The organism is Amycolatopsis sp. NPDC101161 (assembly GCF_044768185.1).
In the GTDB taxonomy this organism is placed as follows: domain Bacteria; phylum Actinomycetota; class Actinomycetes; order Mycobacteriales; family Pseudonocardiaceae; genus Amycolatopsis.
This window is the reverse complement of record NZ_JBIWPI010000001.1, coordinates 1,517,903-1,535,242: the sequence shown is the minus strand read 5'-3', so window position 1 is coordinate 1,535,242 and position 17,340 is coordinate 1,517,903. Positions and strand designations below refer to the sequence as shown.

Below are 17,340 nucleotides of genomic sequence, written 5' to 3'. Positions count from 1 at the left end.
TTCAGGTCCAGGTGGTCGCGGCGACGAACCGCTCGAACGTCCGGGGCGGCCGGCCGAGCGCGCGTTCGACGCCGTCGCCGAGGTCGGCTCCCCGGCCTTCGCGCAGGTCCGCGAGCAAGCCGGTGAGCAGCCGCGCCACCGGCGACGGGACGCCGAAGGAGATCTGCCGCTCGACGAACGCCTCGGGCTCGACGTCGACGTACTCGATCTCCCGTCCGGCGGCCCGTGCGATGACGTCCACCGCCTCGCCGAAGCCGACCGCCCGCGGGCCGGTCAGGTCGTAGACCTCGCCGTGGTGCCGGTCGCCCGTCAGCGCCGCCACGGCGACGTCGGCGATGTCCTCCGCGTCGACGAAGGGGGCACCGCCGTCGCCGGCCGGCAGGCTCAGCACGCCGGCACGGATTCCCGGCGCCCACGGGCCTTCGCTGAAGTTCTGCGCGAACCACTGGGGACGCAGGATGGTCCAGCCCACACCCGAGCCGCGGACCGCCTGTTCGGCGGCGTGCAGCGGATGCCCCTCCTCCCCCGCCCGCGGAGCGGACAGCAGGACCAGCCGGGACACGCCCGCGGCGACCGCGTGGTCCACGAACCGCGGCAGTCGCGCGGCCTGCAGGTCGGGTTCGACCAGGTAGCAGGCCGTGACGCCGGTCAGCGCCCAGCTGGCCGGGTCGCCGAGGTCGAAACCGCCGGCCCGGGAGGCGATCCGGGCGTTGCGGACGCGCTGGGCGACACGGCGGCCGGTCTTGCCGGTGCCGCCGAGGATCAAAGTGGTCATGCCCTCAGGCAACCGCGAACCGGCAAGACGATCCATGGGAAAACGTCGATGATTCCTTTGTGATCGTCTACGGTCGGGTCATGGACGTGCTGAGCGACCTGCTGCACCGGGCCCGCGCCGCGGACGCGCTCGTCCGGCAGCTGATCCAGCGGCCGCCGTGGTCGATGACCTTCGCCGACCCCCCGGCGCTCACGCTCGTCGCCACCCTGGGCGGGCACGCGTTCGTCAGCCTCCGGGACGCCGAACCCGTCCGCCTCGCCGCCGGCGACATCGCCCTGGTTTCGGCCGCCGGCCACACGATCGCGGACGACCCGGCCACCGCACCCCAGGTCGTGATCCGGGGCGCGAAGAAGTACCCGCTCACCGCCGACGTGAGCCCGCGGGCGCCGCGCACCTACGGCGACGGCGCACCCGGCGCGACGACGATGCTGCGCGGTGCCTACGAACTCCACGGCGTCGCCGCCGAGCGGCTCCTGGGCACGCTCCCGCCGCTGGCGGTCGTGCCCGCCGGTCCCCGGACGCGGGCGGCGCTCGACCTCCTGGCCGGCGAGGTCGCCCGCGACGAACCGGGCCAGGACGCGGTGCTCCGCCGGTTGCTGGACCTGGTCCTCGTGCTGGCGCTGCGCGCGTGGTGCGCGGCGACGGACACGCCGCCGGCCTGGTACCGCGCACTCGACGACGAGGGCATCGGGGAGGCGCTGCGCCTGCTGCACGCCGAGCCCGCGCACCGGTGGACGGTCGCCTCGCTGGCCGCGCGGGTCGGGCTGTCGCGGGCCGCGTTCGCCGCGCGCTTCGCGCACCTCGTCGGCGAGCCGCCGCTGACCTACCTCACCGGCTGGCGGATGACGCTCGCCGCGGATCTGTTGCGCGACACCGAAGACACCGTCACCGCCGTCGCGAAGGCGGTCGGCTACGCGGACCCGTTCGCGTTCAGCGTGGCCTTCAAACGCCACCGCGGCGCCAGCCCGTCGGACTGGCGCCGCGGCCGGGTGGACGTCAGTCCGTGAGCGTGGCCGGGTCGCTGGTGCTCGGCCGGCCGTTCTCGAGGTGCCCCGCCAGGCGGCGCAGGAACTTCGGGTCGCGGTCCGAGGTCACCGAGACGTCGTACCAGTTGCCGCTGCGGTGGGTGTCGACGTGCTCGACGACCCGCGCGCCCGGCCGGAGCCGGCGCGTCGTCGAGCAGCGGCCGTACGCGTCCGCCACCGTCAGCTGCACGGTCGTGGTGCCGGTGTTGGTCAGGACCAGTGCGAAGTCGTCACCCTCCTGGCGGACGCCCACCTCCGGACCGGCGGTGCCGCCCCGGAACTGCCGCACGAACCCGTTGGGCCCGTAGGCGGTGTAGTCGTACGCCCCGGCGGCGGGCAACGCGGCCGCCAGCGACTTGCCGGCACCCGCCGTGTACGTGCGCGGCTCACCCGACGGCGTCACGACGTAGAAGGCCGCCCCCGCGCGGCCGTGGTTGGCGAAGGTCACCGTCAGCTTGCCGTCCGCCACCCGGGCGTCGGCCGCCAGGTCGTACGGGAGCGCCCGCGCCGGCCGCCGGCCGCGTTCCTGCTTGGGCAGCGCGTTGTGCGCCGGGACGGCGGGCACGTAGTCCGGGTGCCGCTTGCGGTCCGGCGGCTCGTAGCCGGCGGTGTCCGGCAGCGCGGGCACCCGGGCGTCGGTGCGGGCGAAGTCGAACGCCGAGGTCAGGTCGCCGCAGACCGACCGGCGCCACGGCGTGATGTTCGGCTCCTGGACGCCGAAGCGGCGTTCGATGAACCGGATGATCGAGGTGTGGTCGAACGTCTCCGAGCAGACGTAGCCGCCCTTGCTCCACGGCGAGACCACGAGCATCGGGACGCGCTGGCCGAGCCCGTACGGGCCGGCCGGGTTCGCCGCCGAGCCCGCGAAGATCTCGCCCGTCGTGTCCACAGTGGACTGCCCGGCCGACGCGTACGGCGGGACGACGTGGTCGAAGAAGCCGTCGTTCTCGTCGTAGGTGATGAGCAGCGCGGTCTTGCTCCACACGTCCGGGTTCGCGGTCAGCGCGTCGAGCACCTGCGCGATGTACCAGGCGCCGTAGTTCACCGGCCAGTTCGGGTGCTCGCAGAACGCCTCGGGCGCGGTGATCCACGAGACCTGCGGCAGCTTCCCGGCCTTGACGTCGGCGCGCAACCGGTCGAAGTAGCCTTCGCCGGCCTTCGCGTTCGTGCCGGTGCGGGCCTTGTCGTACAGCGGGTCGCCGGGCTTGGCGTTGCGGTAGGAGTCGAAGTACAGCAACGAGTTGTCGCCGTAGTTGCCGCGGTAGGCGTCGTCGATCCAGCCCCAGCCGCCGGCGGCGTCGAGGCCGTCGCCGATGTCCTGGTAGATCTTCCACGAGACGCCGGCCCGCTCGAGCCGCTCGGGGTAGGTCGTCCAGGAGTAGCCCTTTTCGTCGTTGCCGAGGACCGGGCCGCCGCCCTGGCCGTCGTTGCCCGTGTAGCCCGTCCACATGTAGTAGCGGTTCGGGTCGGTCGAGCCCATGAACGAGCAGTGGTAGGCGTCGCAGATGGTGAACGCGTCGGCCAGCGCGTAGTGGAACGGGATGTCCTCGCGCGTCAGGTACGCCATCGTGGTCGAGCCCTTGGCGGGCACCCACTTGTCGTACTTGCCGCCGTTCCACGCGGCGTGCGTGTCGTTCCAGCCGTGCGGCAGGTCCTGGATGAACTGCAGGCCCAGGTTGTCGGCTTCGGGGCGGAAGGGGTAGATGTCGCGCTTGCCGTCGGACTGCGCCCACACCGGCTTGCCGTTCGAAAGGGTCGCCGGCCGCGGGTCGCCGAAGCCGCGTACGCCGCGCATCGTGCCGAAGTAGTGGTCGAACGACCGGTTCTCCTGCATGAGGACCACGATGTGCTCGACGTCCCGCAGCGTGCCGGTGCGGTGGGCGGCGGGGATTTCGGCCGCGCGCGCGATGCTCGTCGAGAGCGCGGAAAGGGCGGCGGTGCCGCCGGCCAGCTGCAGGAAACGCCGTCGGTTGACGTCCGTCATGGGGACTCCGGGGGTGTCGGGGTGGAGAGCCGGGTCATTGTGCGTAGGGCTACGAGAACCTGTGCCGGGCCCGAGGCTAACTCCGGGCGAAACTCCGGTAAACGGCTTGACGCAGATACGGAAGTACGTACTAATGTAGTGCTTCACAATGAATGACTTCTCGAACGACCCCGACGACTCCCTCTACTCCCCCGACGTCCGAAGCGCGCTCGCCGGCTTCACCCGCGGCGAGGACACCGGCGCGCTCGAAGCGGCGGCCGCCGTCCGCGCGGCCGCGCGCAGCCTCGACCAGCTGCGCTCGCACGGCACCGACAGCCGCGGCCTCAGCTCCGGCGCACTCGACCTCCTGATCCGGCTCAGCGCGGCGGAGGCGAACGTCAAGGACCTCGCCGCGTCGGCCGGGGTCAGCTCGCGGAACGTGACGGGCCTGGTCGACACGCTGGAACGGGCCGGGCACGCGGAACGGGTCCCGGACCCCCGCGACCGCCGGTCGGTCCTGGTCCGCATCACCGACGACGGCCGGAGGTGGCTCGAGGAGTTCCGGCGGCCGTCGCAGCTGGCGATGGCGGCGCTGTTCCGCGGGTTCACGGAGGAGGAAACGACCCGGCTGCGCCACCTCTGCCTGCGGCTGGTGGAGAACCAGCAGCACCTCGCCCGGCACCTGGAGAACCGATGACCACGCGCGACACCCGCGGTGTCATGCCGGGAACGCTCTCTTCAGCCATCCGGAAAGGTGGCAGCGGCGCCCGCCCGACTGCCCGGATCATGGAGGTCACGGGCTGAGCTCGAACACGGGCGGGGCACCGCCGCGAGCCGTGTACCCGGCTCGCCGAGCGACAAACTCCGCTCGCGTCGGCATTCGGCGCAATCGATCCGTCGCCGCCCCCTCTGTCAGCTCGCGCGCAACGCGTAACGGCGTTCGGCGTACGCGAGGTCGTCCCGCCACAAGCGGGCCGCCGTGTGGCGCATCAACGGGCGGATCGCCGGGGCCAGCTTCGCCGCCACCGCGAAACCCGGCCGCTCGGAAGCGGCGATCGTCGCCTCGATGACCGCCGTGCGCGGGCGGCCGTCGGGGCCCGGGCCGAGCGGGGTCGCGTGCGTCTCCACCACGCTGCCCAGCCCCTCGCCCTCGACGATGCGCATCACCACCGTGCGCGGCTCGGGGCAGGTGAACTCCGCCAGCACCGGCACGCCCCAGCGGCCCGCCAGCCGGAACGTCACCTCCACCAGGAACCGGTCGTCGGCGTCGGGTACGTCGATCCCCTGCGGCGCTTCGAGCACCCGCAGGCGGCTGAACGAATACGGGTGGAACCACGCGCCGTGCCACGGGTCGAGGCGGTTGGCCACCACGTCCTCGGGTTCGCACGTCCCGGTCAGCGTCGCGACGGCGTCGATGCGGGACGGGCCCGGCGGGCGGGCCGGCACCACCGGCGACTCCGACGGCTGCTCCCCACCCAGGCTGTCCAGGCGCGCCCAGACGAGCACGCCGTCGTCGTGCGCCGGCACCGGGGACCACGTCCCGCACCGGGAGCCGTCGATCCGCAAGCCGTGCCAGCGGCAGACCAGGCCACCGCCGTCGACCCGCGCGTCGGCCAGCGGCGCGCCGAGGTGCGGGCACGCGCCGGGGCCGATCCGGACGTCCCCCTCCGGCCCGCGCCACGCGACCAGCTCGCGGCCGCCGACGGTGACGCCGAACGGCCGGTCCGCGCGCACCTCCCGGCTCGCCGCGACGACGAACCAGTTGCCCGACGGGCGCGCCGAAGCGCGCTTGCCCGCCGCTTCGATCACGGCGGGCGAGCAGTCTCGGTAGGTCGGTTCCTGCTTCGCCCAGCGCGGTTCCGCGAACGGCTGGACGGGCCATCGCCGCGGCCACCGCGCGGCGATCCGGCGGCTGACGTTCATCGGACCATCGTGGCCGATCCGCATCGGGCTCGCAACGTCACCGAATTCGGCTGCCCAGCGAGCGCGAACGCGTTTGTCACGGTAAAACCGGGGTATCAGCCAGGCGATCCGGCGTGCCCCTCGATGCTCGCCGACTGGGTGCATCGTTTTTGCATCGCAAGACGGCGAGAGAGGAGCCCGGATGACCGCGACCTCCACGGCCGCCGGACCGGCGGCGTGGCTCGACGCGCTGCGCCGGCGCTGCGGGACCGACGTCCACGCCTTCGTCACCGAGCGGGTGCGCGAGCACTTCACCGGGCGCGCGGCGGACACCCCCGCCGCCCGCGCGCTGCCGGAGTTCGTCACCGGCGGCAAGTTCCTCCGCCCGATGTTCGCCTACACGGGCTGGCGCTGCGGCGGCCCCGAAGACGCCGCGGCCCTGCGCGCCGCGGCCAGCCTGGAGCTCCTGCACTGCTTCGCGCTGGCCCAGGACGACGTCATGGACGGCTCGGCCCGGCGCCGCGGCCGCCCGTCGCTGCACGTCCGCTTCGCGCGCTGGCACGAGGAACAGGGCCTGAGCGGCTCGGCGGCCCGGTTCGGCGAGTCGGCCGCCGTGCTCATGGGCGACCTGTTCCTCGTCTGGTCCGAACAGCTGCTGCGGGAAAGCGGGCTCGACGCCCGCGCCCTCGCCCGCGGCCGGCCCAGCTACGACCTGCTGCGGTCCGAGCTGGCCGTCGGCCAGCTCGGCGACCTGGTGAACGACGCCCGCACGCTGCCGTCCTGGGCCGACGTCCTCGACGTCATCCGCCGCAAGTCCGGCAACTACACCGTCCGCCGCCCGCTGGAGTTCGGCGCGGCGCTGGCCGGCTGCCCCGAAGACGTCGTCACGGCGCTCGGTACCTACGGCGGCCTGCTGGGCGAGGCGTTCCAGTTCCGCGACGACCTGCTGGGTGTGTTCGGCGACCCGGCGGTCACCGGCAAGCCCGCGGGCGACGACCTGCGCGAGCGCAAGGCGTCCAGCGTGGTCGTGCTCGCCCGGGACCTGGCCGACCGCCGTCAGCGCACCGAGCTGAGCGAACTTCTCGCCCTGGAGGAGGTCGACGACTACGCCGTCACCGCGTGGCGGGCGCTGATCACCGCGACCGGCGCCCGCGACCAGCTCGAGAAGTTCATCGACGAGCGCGTCCGGCGCGCCCTGGAGGCGATCGATCTGGTCGCCCTGCCGCGGCAAGCCGCTTCCGCGCTCACGGTCCTGGCGAACCGCTGCACCGAGCGCGTCCGATGAGGACGGTCACCGGACGCACCGACCACGTCGTCGTGGTCGGGGCCGGCCTCGCCGGCCTGTCCGCCGCGCTGCACCTGGCGGGCCGGGGCCGGCAGGTCACCGTCGTCGAACGCGATCCCGGGCCCGGCGGCCGCGCCGGCCGGGTCGAGACCGGCGACTACCACCTCGACACCGGGCCGACGGTGCTGACCATGCCGTCGATCCTCGCCGGCGCGTTCGCCGCCGCGGGCGCGGAACTGGCCGACCACCTGCGGCTCACGCGGCTCGACCCGGCCTACACCGCGCGGTTCGCCGACGGGTCCGTCCTGCCGGTGCACTCCGACGCCGACCGGATGACCGACGCCGTCCGCGAGTTCGCCGGGCCGGACGAAGCCGCCGGGTACCGCCGGCTGCGCGCGTGGCTGACTCGGCTGTACGCGGCGGAGTTCGACCGGTTCGTCGCGAGCAACATCGACTCGCCGCTCGGCCTGCTGTCGACGGACCTCGCCCGGCTCGTCGCGCTCGGCGGGTTCCGGCGCCTGGACCGGCGGATCGGCGCGTTCCTGCGCGACGAACGCCTCAAGCGCGTCTTCACCTTCCAGGCGCTCTACGCCGGTGAGTCGCCGATGCGGGCGCTCGCGCTGTACGCGGTCATCTCCTACATGGACACCGTCGGCGGCGTGTACTTCCCCGAAGGCGGGATGGCCGCGGTGCCCCGGGCCATGGCCCGCGTCGCGGAAGCGGCCGGCGTGCGGCTCCGGTTCGGCGAACCGGTCCTGGCGCTCGAACGCCGGGGCGCGCGGATCACCGCCGTCCGGACGTCCGAGGGCCGGATCCCGTGCGACGCCGTGGTGCTGACGACGGAACCGCACGAGTCCTACCGCCTGCTGGGCCGCGCGCCGCGCCGCCCGGTCCCGCTGCGCCCGGCGCCGTCGGCGCTGGTGCTGCACACCGGCGGTCCCGGGGACTGGCCGGTCGGGCACCACACGATCTCCTTCGGCCGCGGCTGGGCGTCGACCTTCCGCGAGCTCATCACCGACGGCAGCCGGATGAGCGACCCGTCCCTGCTGATCACCCGCCCGACGGCGACCGACCCCGGGCTCGCGCCGCCCGGGCGGCAGCTGTTCTCGATCCTGGCGCCGGTCCCGAACCTCGAGCGCGGACCGCGCGACTGGGACAGCGAGGCCGAGCCGTACGCCAAGGAGATCCTCGACCACGTCCGCGCCGATCTGCTGCCCGGCTTCGAACCGGAGGCGTGGCACGTCATCGGCCCGGCCGACTGGGCGCGCCGCGGGATGGTCGCGGGGACGCCGTTCAGCTACGCGCACTCGTTCGTCCAAACCGGACCGTTCCGGCCGCGGAACCTGCCGCCGGGCGCGGAGAACGTCGTGCTCGCGGGCGGCGGGACCGTGCCGGGGGTCGGCGTCCCGACCGTGCTGCTCTCCGGCCGGCTCGCCGCCGACCGGATCACCGGGGAAGGAGCCAGATGACCCGCCGCGAGCTGGACGCCGCCGGCATCACCGGGTCCGGGCTGCGCGAGGCCTACCGGCACTGCCGCGAGCTCAACGCCCGGCACGGCCGCACCTACTTCCTCGCCACGCGCATGCTCGCGCCCGCGCAGCGGCCGGCCGTCCACGCGCTCTACGGGTTCGCCCGGCGCCTCGACGACCTCGTCGACGAGCCCGAGCCCGGCGCCACCCCGGACTCGATCGCCGCGACCCTGCTCGACGTCGAAGACGGGTTCCTGAAGGAGCTGGCCGCCGGGACGAGCGACGACCCGTTGCGCGCCGCCGTCATCGACACCGCGACCCGGTACGCCATCCCCGAGCCGCACTTCCGCGCGTTCTTCGCCTCGATGCGGATGGACCTGACCGTGACCGGCTACCCGACCCGCGTCGCGCTCGACGAGTACGTGCACGGCTCGGCCGAGGTGATCGGGCTGCAAGTGCTGCCGGTCCTCGGCACCGTCGTCCCCCGGGACGAGGCCGGGCCGCGGGCCGCCGCGCTGGGCAAGGCGTTCCAGCTGACCAACTTCCTGCGCGACGTCGCCGAGGACTTCGAGCGCGGCCGGGTCTACCTGCCGGCCGACGAGCTGGCCGCGCACGGCGTCGACCGCGACCGGCTCGGCTGGTGCGTCCGGGCGCGCCGGCTCGACGCGGCGGTCCGGCGGGCGCTGGCCGAGCAGGTCGCGGCCACCCGCCGCGTCTACACCTACGCGCGGCCGGGCATCGCCATGCTGCACCCGGCGTCACAGCCGTGCGTGCGGACCGCGTATGTCCTTTACGGAGGGATCCTGGACCGCATCGAAGCCTTGGGCTACAACGTGTTCGCCGGGCGGGCCCGCGTGCCGCGGTACCGGCGGCTGGCCGCGGCCGGCGACGCGCTCGTCCGGGCGCAGTGGGCGCGGCGCCGCCACCCGGCGGTGACGTGACGTGGGCCGCTGGGAATACCTGGTCGTCCTCGGCGCGTGCGTGCTGGTGACGTTGCCGCTGGAGCTGGCGGGCGCTCGCGCGTGGCGGCGGCCGCGGCAGCTGGCGCGCGCGGTGCTGCCGGTCGCGGCGGTGTTCCTGGTGTGGGACGTGCTGGCCATCGCCGCCGGCGTCTGGGACTTCGACCCGGCGTTCGTCACCGGGCTGCGCATGCCGTTCGGGGTTCCGCTGGAAGAGGTGCTGTTCTTCGTCGTGATCCCGGTCTGCGGGATCCTGACGTACGAAGCCGTCGACCTGACCGGGCAGCTGCTGCGCCGGCTCGCCCGGCCGATCGCCGACCGGCGGCGGGTGCGGCGCTGATGCCCTGGGGTTACACGGTTCCCGCCCTCGCCGCCGTGCTCGCGGTCGTCGCGGCGGAGGTCTTCCTCCTGCGCACCGGGCTGTTCCGGCGGACCACGTACTGGGTCACCATGGTGATCGTCATCGCCTTCCAGATCCCGGTGGACGGCTGGCTGACCAAGCTGTCGGCGCCGATCGTCCGCTACTCCCCCGCGGGCATCACCGGCTGGCGGTTCCCGTGGGACATCCCGGTGGAGGACTTCCTGTTCGGCTACGCCCTCGTCACCGCGGTCCTGCTCCTGTGGGAACGCGGGAAGTCGCGAAAGGACAGTGCATGAAAGGCAACGGCCTGCCCCGCGCCGAAGTGCCGGCGGCGTTCGACGCGGGCGCGGCGGCCTACGACCGGCTCGTCGGGCTCAACCCCGGCTACCACCGCGACCTGCGGCTTTCGGCGCGGCGGCTCGTCCGGCCGGGGCACCAGGGGCTGCGGATCCTCGACGCCGGCTGCGGCACGGGCGCCTCGACGGCCGCGCTGCTGGCGATCGCCCCGGACGCGCGCGTCACCGCGATCGACGCGTCGGGCGCGATGCTGGCGCGGGCGCGCGCGAAGTCCTGGCCGTCCACAGTGGAGTTCCGGCACACCCCGGTGGAGAAGCTGGCCGGCGTGGCGGGCCCGTTCGACGCGATCCTCGCCGCGTACCTGCTGCGCAACGTCGACGACCCCGACGCCACCCTGCGGGCGTTGCGCGGGCTGCTGCGTCCCGGCGGACAGCTGGCGCTGCACGAGTACTCCGTGCGCGACTCCCGCCGCGCGCGCTGGGTGTGGAACGCGGTGTGCGGCGCGATCGTCATCCCGCTGGGCTCGGTCACCACCGGCGACGCCACGCTCTACCGGCACCTGCGCCGCAGCGTCGTGGCCTTCGACGGCGTCACCGAGCTGTGCTCGCGCTTGTCCCGCGCGGGTTTCACCGACGTCCGCACCGGCACGATGCCGGGCTGGTCCCGCGGGATCGTCCACACGGTCCTGGGCACCGCGCCGTGATCGCGGGCCGCGACCGCCGGGCCGAGACCCACCCCGCCCCCGGCGGGCTGCCCGACGCCGGGCGGCTCGGCCGCCGTCCGCGCGCGGCCGTGATCGGGGGCGGTATCGCCGGGCTCGCCGCGGCGACCGGGCTCGCCGAGCGCGGTGTCGAGGTGACGGTCTTCGAGCGCGAGAGCTACCTGGGCGGCCGCGCGGGCGGCTGGCCCGAGCGGCTGCCGGACGGCACCGGAGTCACCATGAGCCGCGGGTTCCACGCGTTCTTCCGCCAGTACTACAACCTGCGGGCGCTGCTCACGCGCACCGACCCGGGCCTGGACCGGCTCGTCGCGGTGCCCGACTACCCGCTCGTCGACCCGCACGGCCGCACCGACACGTTCGCCGGCCTGCCGCTGACGCCGCCGTTGAACGCGCTGGCGTTCGCCTTGCGCAGCCCGACGTTCCGGGCGCGCGACCTGGTGCGGCTGGACGGACGGCGGGCGCTGCCGCTGGCGACCGTCCGCGTCCCCCGCGTCTACGAGCAGCTGGACCACCTCGACGCGGCGTCGTTCCTCAGCGCGATCAACTTCCCCGCGGCGGCGCGGCACCTGGCGTTCGAGGTGTTCTCGCGCAGCTTCTTCGCCGACCCGAGCGAACTTTCCGCGGCCGAGCTCGCGACGATGTTCCACCTGTACTTCCTGGGCTCCTCGGAAGGCCTCCTCTTCGACGTGCCGGCCGAGCCGTTCCCGCAGGCGCTATGGAACCCGCTCGGCGACTACCTTTCCGGGCGCGGCGTGGACATCCGCCTCGGGACGGCCGTGCGCGAAGTCGTGCGGGAGGACGACGGGTTCTTCGTCGACGGGACCCGGTTCGACGCGGCCGTGCTCGCCTGCGACGTCGCGGGGCTGCGCCGGATCGTCGCGACCTCGCCCGGGCTGGGCACGCCGTCGTGGCGGGCGGCGGTCGCGGGGCTGCGCACGGCACCGCCGTTCGTGGTCCGCCGGCTCTGGCTCGACCGGCCGGTGCGCGCCGACCGGCCGGCGTTCCTGGGGACGGGCGGGCTGCCGCCGCTGGACAACATCAGCGTCCTGGACCGCTACGAGGGCGAAGCCCGCCGCTGGGCCGCGCGCACGGGTGGCTCGGTCGTCGAGGTGCACGCGTACGCGTCGCCGGACGGCGCGGGCCTGGACGAACGACTGCACGAGCTGTACCCGGAGACGGCGGCGGCGCGGGTGCTGGGCGAGATCACGGTGACGCGGCAGGACTGCCCGCTGTTCCCGGTCGGCGGGTTCGCGACCCGGCCGGCCGTGGTGACCCCGGAGCCGGGTCTGGTCCTGGCGGGCGACGCCATCCGGGTCGACCTGCCGGTGGCCCTCATGGAACGGGCGGCGACGACCGGCTGGGCGGCGGCGAACGAGCTGCTGACCGGCTGGGGCGTGGCGGGGCACCCGCTGCGGTCGGTGCCGAACCGCGGACGGCTCCGCCTGCTCGACCGCCTGGTGTGACTCAGCGCGCGGTCCGACGTGCGCGGGATCCACGCCGCACTCGGGACAAGGGGCGTCCGCGGTCAGCGACCACCGGCAGGCGCGGCACGTGGGCAGCGGGTCGACGCCGGACTCGAACGCGTCGGCGCGGGCGGCGTCCCGGCGGCCTTCTCCCGGCGGCGGCGCGCCGCGAAGTCCTCGCTCTGCGCCTGCCGGCTGGTCACGCTGCCGGCCTGGTGATCACTCACCGGCCGAGGTTGTCGAGCATCAAGCCGAGCGTGAACTCGAACCGGTCGTGCCCGGCGCCCGAGGTCAGCTCGGCGGCGTAGCGGCGGGTCTGCGGGAACGTGTCGGCCGGCAGCGCGGCGAACCGGCTCAGCAGCTCGTCCCGGCCGACGACCCATGCGTCGTCCGGGTGCTTCCGCCGCTGCCGGACCAGCGACTGCTCCCAGGCGTAGGCGCTGACGTACAGCGACAGGGCGTCGAGGGCCCAGGCGGCGGTCCGCGGCTCGATCCCGCCGGCGAGCAGGATCGCGAAGAGCCCTTCGCGGACGCGCAGCGCGTCGAGGTTGGTGGGGACCGTGCCCAGCGCCGCGCGCGAGACCCCCGGGTACTTCAGGTACTGGTCGCGGATCTGCGCGTACGCGTCGAGGATCTGCGTCCGCCACCTGGCCGGGTCCGGTTCGGGCAGCACCACCTCGGAACAGAGCCGGCCGACGAGCAGGTCGTCGATGTCGTCCTTGTTGACGATGTGCGCGTACAGCGACGACGGCCCGGTGCCGAGCACCGCGGCGACCCGGCGGATGGTCAGCGCGTCGTAGCCCTCGGTGGCCACGACCTGCAGGGCCGCGTCGGTGATCCGGTCGACCGTGATGGGCTTCTTGGGCGACGACGCGGCGGAGTCCCCCGCGGGCTGGGCGTGGCGGGCGGCTCGGCGTTGCCGGGGGTCGGCGGGCATGCCGGTCACTCTAGCTTGCGACGAACTTAGTTCGCGTGTTAGAACTTAGTTCGTAATGGACGAACTAAGTTCGTGAGGTGCGAGATGCGAGTATCCGTCGCCGGAGCCGGCTTGGGAGGTCTGTGCCTGGCGCAGGGCCTGCGCCAGGCCGGGATCGAGGCCGAGGTCTACGAGCGGGACCCGGCGATCACCGCGCGGTTCCAGGGCTACCGGCTCGTGCTGAACCCGGCCGGGTTCGCGGCACTGCAAGGCTGTCTGCCGCCACGCTGGCACCCGTTGCTGGACGCGATCGTCGGCGACGCCTACGGCGAGCGGCTGGTCCTGGACCCGCGGCTGAACAAGATCGGCGAACTCGGCCCCGGCCGGACCGGGACCGTGGTCGACCGGCACGTGCTCCGCCACCTGCTGCTGACCGGGCTCACCGTCCACACCGGAGCCGCTCTGACCGGCTACGACGTGCTGGACGACGGCAGGGTCGAAGCCCGGTTCGCCGACCGCGACCCGGCGGTCGCCGACCTGCTCGTCGGCGCGGACGGGATCGGCTCCCGGGTCCGCGCGACGCTCTCGCCGCGGACCACGCCGATCGACACCGGCGTCCGGTTCGTCATCGGCCGCACGCCGCTGACCGAGCAGTTCGCCGGCCTGAGCCGGGCGTTCGGCTCGAAGATCGCCGGCGACGGCGTGAGCCTGCTGCTCGGCGCGATGCGCTTCCGCACCCCGCCGAAGCAAGCCGCCGAAGAACTGGCACCCGAGGTGACCCTCCCCGACGTCCGCGACTACGTGCGGTGGGCCATGATCCTGCCGCCCGCCGGATCGGCCGGCCCGTCGCCGCAGGAGGCCGTTCTGTCCAAAATGGACGGCTGGCACCCGGACCTGCGCGCGCTCGTCGAGCAGTCCGATCCGGACAACAGCACCCTGCTGTCCATCCGGGTGGTCGAGCCCGGCGAACGCTGGGCACCCGGCCCGGTCACGCTCCTCGGCGACGCCATCCACGCCACCTCCCCGACCGGCGGCAACGGCGCGAACACCGCCCTGCGCGACGCCGACCTGCTGCGCCGCTGCCTGGCCGACGGCCGCCAGGACCTTCTCGGCGCGGTCGGCGACTACGAGCGGCAGATGTTCGAGTACGGCGCCGAAGCCGTGCGCCACAGCCTCGACGCGCTTCCTGCCTTTGTCCCGCAACGGGAATCGGTCTGACAAGCGGCGAGCACGGTCGTGCTACGCGCGCTCGGCGCGGACCACGAGCGTCCGCGCCACCAGGTCGCCGATCCGCTGCCGGCGCTGGGTCGCCACGATGCTGACCACGGCCACGAGTCCCAGCAGCAGCCCGTCGACCGTGAGGAGCACCCACCGGATCAGGTAAGCGCGCGCCTTCGGCTGCCCGCCGCGCAGGGTCTGCACCCGCAGGCCCATCACCAGCATCCCGGGCGTGCTCCCGCCCCGGCGCACCGGAACCCAGATCTGGATGACGATGTCGCAGGCGTAGGTGACGGCGAGGAACGCGACCGCCGGCGCCCACAGGATGAGCTTCGGTGGCACGAAACCCCACCGCACCAACGGAATGGCGACCAGGCCGGCGCCGAGCGCGGCGAAAACCCCGATGCCGACGGCAAGAGCCCAGTCCAGTACCGCTTGGACCACCCTGCGCCCGGCCATCCCCCACCGCTCCGCCGGCTCACCCGCGCGGTCGGTGGCGGGTGGTTCCGGGGCCGATCCGGGTGAAGTGGTCACCGCGCTGACAGCACACTCGGCGAGTCTTCCACATCGGTCAAGCACCGCCGTCAGCCGAGCAAACCGCGTTGCCACGCCCAGATCGCGATCTCCGTGCGGTTGCGGAGCCCGAGCTTGCGCTGCACGCTCCCCAGGTGCGTCTTGACCGTCGACAGCGAGACGCGCAGGTCGTCGGCGATCTCCGCGTTGGTGCGGCCCCGCGCGACCGCGAGCACGACGTCGGACTCCCGGTCGGTCAGGAGAGCAGGCGTCCCCTCCGCGCGCCGCCGGGCTTTTTCGGTGAACCGGGCCAGCAGGCGCACCGTCACCGACGGCGAGACCATCGCCTCGCCGTTGGCGGCAGCGCGCACCGCGTCGACCAGCACCCGCGGCCCGGCGTCCTTGAGCAGGAACCCGCAGGCGCCGCCGAGCAACGCGGCGTAGACGTTCTCGTCGGCGTCGTAGGTCGTCACCACCACCACCTTCAGCGGGTCGGCCACCGCCGGCCCGGCCAGCAGCTCGGTCGCCCGCAGGCCGTTCACCCGGGGCATCCGGATGTCCATCAGCGTCACGTCGGGCCGCAACCGCCGCGCCAGCCGGACCGCGGTCTCGCCGTCGGCGGCCTCGGCGACCACCTCGATGTCCGGGGCGGCGTCGAGCACCAGCCGGAAACCGGTGCGCACCATCACCTGGTCGTCGGCCACCAGCACCCGGATGGTCATCAGATCCCCCGCGGCAACGCGTCGAAGGGAGCGTCTTCCCCGCCGAGCGGCAAGCGGGCCGCGACCCGCCACCGCGAGCCCGCCTCGGGCCCCGCGGTCAGGGTGCCGCCCAGCATGGCCAGCCGCTCGGTCATGCCGACGATCCCGAACCCGCCGGGCGAGGGCAGCGGGGTCGCGGGCACGCCGTCGTTCCGGATGTCCAGCGCCAGCTCGTCGGCCTCGACGCGGGCGGAGACGGCCACTTCGGTCGCCGCCGGCGCGTGCCGCCGGACGTTGGTCAGCGCCTCGGTCACGACGCGGTGGATCGTCGTGGCGAGCTGGGCCGGCACCGGCAGCTGGTCCAGCTCCTCGGCGATTTCCGCCCGTGCGAAGGAGCCGGTGGCCGCGCGCACCGCGTCACCGAGGACGGCGCCGGCGGGCGGCGGCACGCCCTCGGTGTCCCGCAGCATGCCGACGAGCCGGCGCGCGGCGGCCAGCGCCGCGCTCCCGGCCTCCTCGATCTCGCGGTAGACCGCGGCGTGGCCGTCCTCATCGGGTTTCGCCTCGGTGATCGCGCGGGCGGCCTGCACGCGCACGACAATGCCGCTGACGTGGTGGGACACCAGGTCGTGCAGCTCCCTGGCCAGCTGCAGCCGTTCGTGGCCGCGCACCCGCTCCAGCGCGTCCCGCTCCCGGCCGTCCGCCGCGCGCAGGATGAGCCCGACCCCGAGGCAGGCGCCCCAGTACGCCGCGGCCGCCACGGCCAGCAACGCCGCCGGGCCGTCCGATCCGTAGCGCAGCAACGGCGCCGCGATCATCACGACGCCCAGCGCCGGTGCCAGCGCGGCCGCCCGCTTCGGCTCGAGCTTGCGGCCGGCCGACGCGGCGAGCACCCCGGTCGCGACGATTTCGGCGATCGGCGGCTGGCTCCGCGCGCCGGTCATGATCGGCACGGCGGTGCCGAGCACCGACAGCGCGGCGACGGCGCTCCCCAGGACGCCGATGTGGCGGGGGAAGCGCCGCCGCAGCACCACCAGTACCGGGACAGCCGTGCCCGTCGAGGCCAGTCCGCCCAGCGGGACGGCCCAGCCGGCGCCGCCTCCGGGCGTGCGCAGGACCAGCAGCACATCGGCGACCATCGCCGCGGCGAGCACCACGATCTCGGTGCCGAGCATGCCGCGCCGGGCCCGGGCCCCCGTTCCGCGCATGGTTGTCATGATCCACCGGCCGGGATCACCCCGCGCGCCGGGCTCCGGCGATGTAGCGGTTGGACGGTGGCAGGTAGCTGACCACGGTCGCGACGACCGCGACCCCGCAGCTCGCGTAGCCGGCCCACGACGGTTCCGTCGTCAGCAGTGAAGCGGCTTGGAGCAGGGTGATCACGGTGAGCGTGACGCGGGCCCAGTTGCGCCCGGCCTTCAGCTTGAACGACAGCCACAGGTAGACGAGCGCGATGACCGCGGCGATGGCGACCGGGACGGCCTGCGCGACCAGCGTGAGCCGGTCGAGCTGGTCCTGCGTCATCGACGGGTTGGTGCGGCGGAGCGCCGCCGCGATTTCGTCGCGCGCGCTCAGGATGAGCAGCGCGCCGGCGATCGCGGAGACCGTGGACACGAGGAAGCCGAAGAAGGCGGCGATGATCGTGCCGGGCGGGTTCGCCCGGACCGTTTCGGTAGTCATACCGGGAAGTTAGGTCCCGCCGCGGCCCCGCACCCGCTGAGCCGCGGCCGTCTCGTACTTTCGGCCGAGGGAACACTCCCCGCGCGACTCGC

At 74.1% G+C, this 17,340-nt stretch carries 19 protein-coding genes; 10 read left to right on the top strand and 9 right to left on the bottom strand.

Annotated elements, in window-relative coordinates; genetic code table 11:
- Position 1: 1 nt before the first annotated feature.
- Entirely contained in the window at positions 2-775 is a 774-nt protein-coding gene (locus ACIRSS_RS07515) for an NAD(P)H-binding protein (protein ID WP_400891771.1), read from the bottom strand.
- 80 nt (positions 776-855) lie between these two features.
- Between ACIRSS_RS07515 and ACIRSS_RS07510 the strand changes: the two genes are divergently transcribed.
- Complete coding sequence (locus ACIRSS_RS07510; RefSeq protein WP_400891768.1) at positions 856-1,782, top strand: AraC family transcriptional regulator; 927 nt, start codon at positions 856-858, stop codon at positions 1,780-1,782.
- Here ACIRSS_RS07510 and ACIRSS_RS07505 read toward each other — a convergent pair.
- A complete protein-coding gene (locus ACIRSS_RS07505; RefSeq protein WP_400891766.1) occupies positions 1,772-3,784 on the bottom strand; it encodes a phosphocholine-specific phospholipase C in 2,013 nt (670 codons plus the stop codon). The two genes, ACIRSS_RS07510 and ACIRSS_RS07505, sit on opposite strands and share 11 nt — an antisense overlap.
- A gap of 148 nt (positions 3,785-3,932) precedes the next feature.
- Here ACIRSS_RS07505 and ACIRSS_RS07500 point away from each other — a divergent pair, with 148 nt between their 5' ends.
- A complete protein-coding gene (locus ACIRSS_RS07500; RefSeq protein ID WP_400891764.1) occupies positions 3,933-4,460 on the top strand; it encodes a MarR family winged helix-turn-helix transcriptional regulator in 528 nt (175 codons plus the stop codon).
- A 215-nt stretch (positions 4,461-4,675) separates the two neighbouring features.
- Here ACIRSS_RS07500 and ACIRSS_RS07495 read toward each other — a convergent pair whose 3' ends face one another.
- Positions 4,676-5,686 carry a DUF5914 domain-containing protein gene (locus ACIRSS_RS07495; RefSeq protein ID WP_400891762.1) on the bottom strand — a complete coding sequence of 337 codons (1,011 nt, stop codon included), beginning with the start codon at positions 5,684-5,686 and terminating at the stop codon, positions 4,676-4,678.
- Between the two features lie 181 nt (positions 5,687-5,867).
- Here ACIRSS_RS07495 and ACIRSS_RS07490 point away from each other — a divergent pair, with 181 nt between their 5' ends.
- Genes ACIRSS_RS07490 through ACIRSS_RS07460 form a run of 7 tightly spaced genes read left to right on the top strand, consistent with a single transcriptional unit; the run spans position 5,868 to position 12,220 of the window.
- Positions 5,868-6,950: a polyprenyl synthetase family protein gene (locus ACIRSS_RS07490; RefSeq protein WP_400891760.1), complete on the top strand. Its 1,083-nt coding sequence runs from the start codon at positions 5,868-5,870 to the stop codon at positions 6,948-6,950.
- Entirely contained in the window at positions 6,947-8,419 is a 1,473-nt protein-coding gene (gene crtI / locus ACIRSS_RS07485; RefSeq protein WP_400891758.1) for a phytoene desaturase family protein, read from the top strand. Before ACIRSS_RS07490 ends, crtI begins: the two co-directional genes overlap by 4 nt.
- Positions 8,416-9,360 carry a phytoene/squalene synthase family protein gene (locus ACIRSS_RS07480; protein WP_400891756.1) on the top strand — a complete coding sequence of 315 codons (945 nt, stop codon included), beginning with the start codon at positions 8,416-8,418 and terminating at the stop codon, positions 9,358-9,360. The genes crtI and ACIRSS_RS07480 overlap by 4 nt, the downstream gene beginning before the upstream one ends.
- Position 9,361: 1 nt before the next feature.
- Positions 9,362-9,718, top strand: a complete 357-nt coding sequence (locus ACIRSS_RS07475; protein WP_400891754.1) for a lycopene cyclase domain-containing protein — start codon at positions 9,362-9,364, stop codon at positions 9,716-9,718.
- Positions 9,718-10,035, top strand: a complete 318-nt coding sequence (locus ACIRSS_RS07470; RefSeq protein ID WP_400891752.1) for a lycopene cyclase domain-containing protein — start codon at positions 9,718-9,720, stop codon at positions 10,033-10,035. Before ACIRSS_RS07475 ends, ACIRSS_RS07470 begins: the two co-directional genes overlap by 1 nt.
- Positions 10,032-10,739 (top strand): class I SAM-dependent methyltransferase, encoded by a 708-nt coding sequence (locus ACIRSS_RS07465; RefSeq protein ID WP_400891750.1) that lies wholly within the window; start codon positions 10,032-10,034, stop codon positions 10,737-10,739. Before ACIRSS_RS07470 ends, ACIRSS_RS07465 begins: the two co-directional genes overlap by 4 nt.
- Positions 10,736-12,220: an FAD-dependent oxidoreductase gene (locus ACIRSS_RS07460; protein ID WP_400891748.1), complete on the top strand. Its 1,485-nt coding sequence runs from the start codon at positions 10,736-10,738 to the stop codon at positions 12,218-12,220. The genes ACIRSS_RS07465 and ACIRSS_RS07460 overlap by 4 nt, the downstream gene beginning before the upstream one ends.
- A 62-nt stretch (positions 12,221-12,282) precedes the next feature.
- Here ACIRSS_RS07460 and ACIRSS_RS07455 read toward each other — a convergent pair whose 3' ends face one another.
- A complete protein-coding gene (locus tag ACIRSS_RS07455) occupies positions 12,283-12,447 on the bottom strand; it encodes a hypothetical protein (RefSeq protein ID WP_400891745.1) in 165 nt (54 codons plus the stop codon).
- On the bottom strand, positions 12,444-13,157 hold the full coding sequence (locus ACIRSS_RS07450; protein WP_400891743.1) for a TetR/AcrR family transcriptional regulator: 714 nt from the start codon (positions 13,155-13,157) through the stop codon (positions 12,444-12,446). Before ACIRSS_RS07450 ends, ACIRSS_RS07455 begins: the two co-directional genes overlap by 4 nt.
- 84 nt (positions 13,158-13,241) lie before the next feature.
- Here ACIRSS_RS07450 and ACIRSS_RS07445 point away from each other — a divergent pair, with 84 nt between their 5' ends.
- A complete protein-coding gene (locus ACIRSS_RS07445) occupies positions 13,242-14,354 on the top strand; it encodes an FAD-dependent oxidoreductase (RefSeq protein WP_400891740.1) in 1,113 nt (370 codons plus the stop codon).
- A 21-nt stretch (positions 14,355-14,375) separates the two neighbouring features.
- On the opposite strand, the gene ACIRSS_RS07440 is transcribed toward ACIRSS_RS07445, so the two are convergent.
- Genes ACIRSS_RS07440 through ACIRSS_RS07425 form a run of 4 tightly spaced genes read right to left on the bottom strand, consistent with a single transcriptional unit; the run spans position 14,376 to position 17,248 of the window.
- Positions 14,376-14,888 (bottom strand): RDD family protein, encoded by a 513-nt coding sequence (locus ACIRSS_RS07440; RefSeq protein WP_400891737.1) that lies wholly within the window; start codon positions 14,886-14,888, stop codon positions 14,376-14,378.
- A gap of 50 nt (positions 14,889-14,938) precedes the next feature.
- Positions 14,939-15,589, bottom strand: a complete 651-nt coding sequence (locus tag ACIRSS_RS07435; RefSeq protein WP_400891734.1) for a response regulator — start codon at positions 15,587-15,589, stop codon at positions 14,939-14,941.
- Positions 15,589-16,776, bottom strand: coding sequence for a sensor histidine kinase (locus ACIRSS_RS07430; protein WP_400891732.1), 1,188 nt, complete (start codon positions 16,774-16,776; stop codon positions 15,589-15,591). The genes ACIRSS_RS07435 and ACIRSS_RS07430 overlap by 1 nt, the downstream gene beginning before the upstream one ends.
- A gap of 25 nt (positions 16,777-16,801) precedes the next feature.
- Positions 16,802-17,248 carry a hypothetical protein gene (locus ACIRSS_RS07425; RefSeq protein ID WP_400891730.1) on the bottom strand — a complete coding sequence of 149 codons (447 nt, stop codon included), beginning with the start codon at positions 17,246-17,248 and terminating at the stop codon, positions 16,802-16,804.
- Positions 17,249-17,340: the final 92 nt, after the last annotated feature.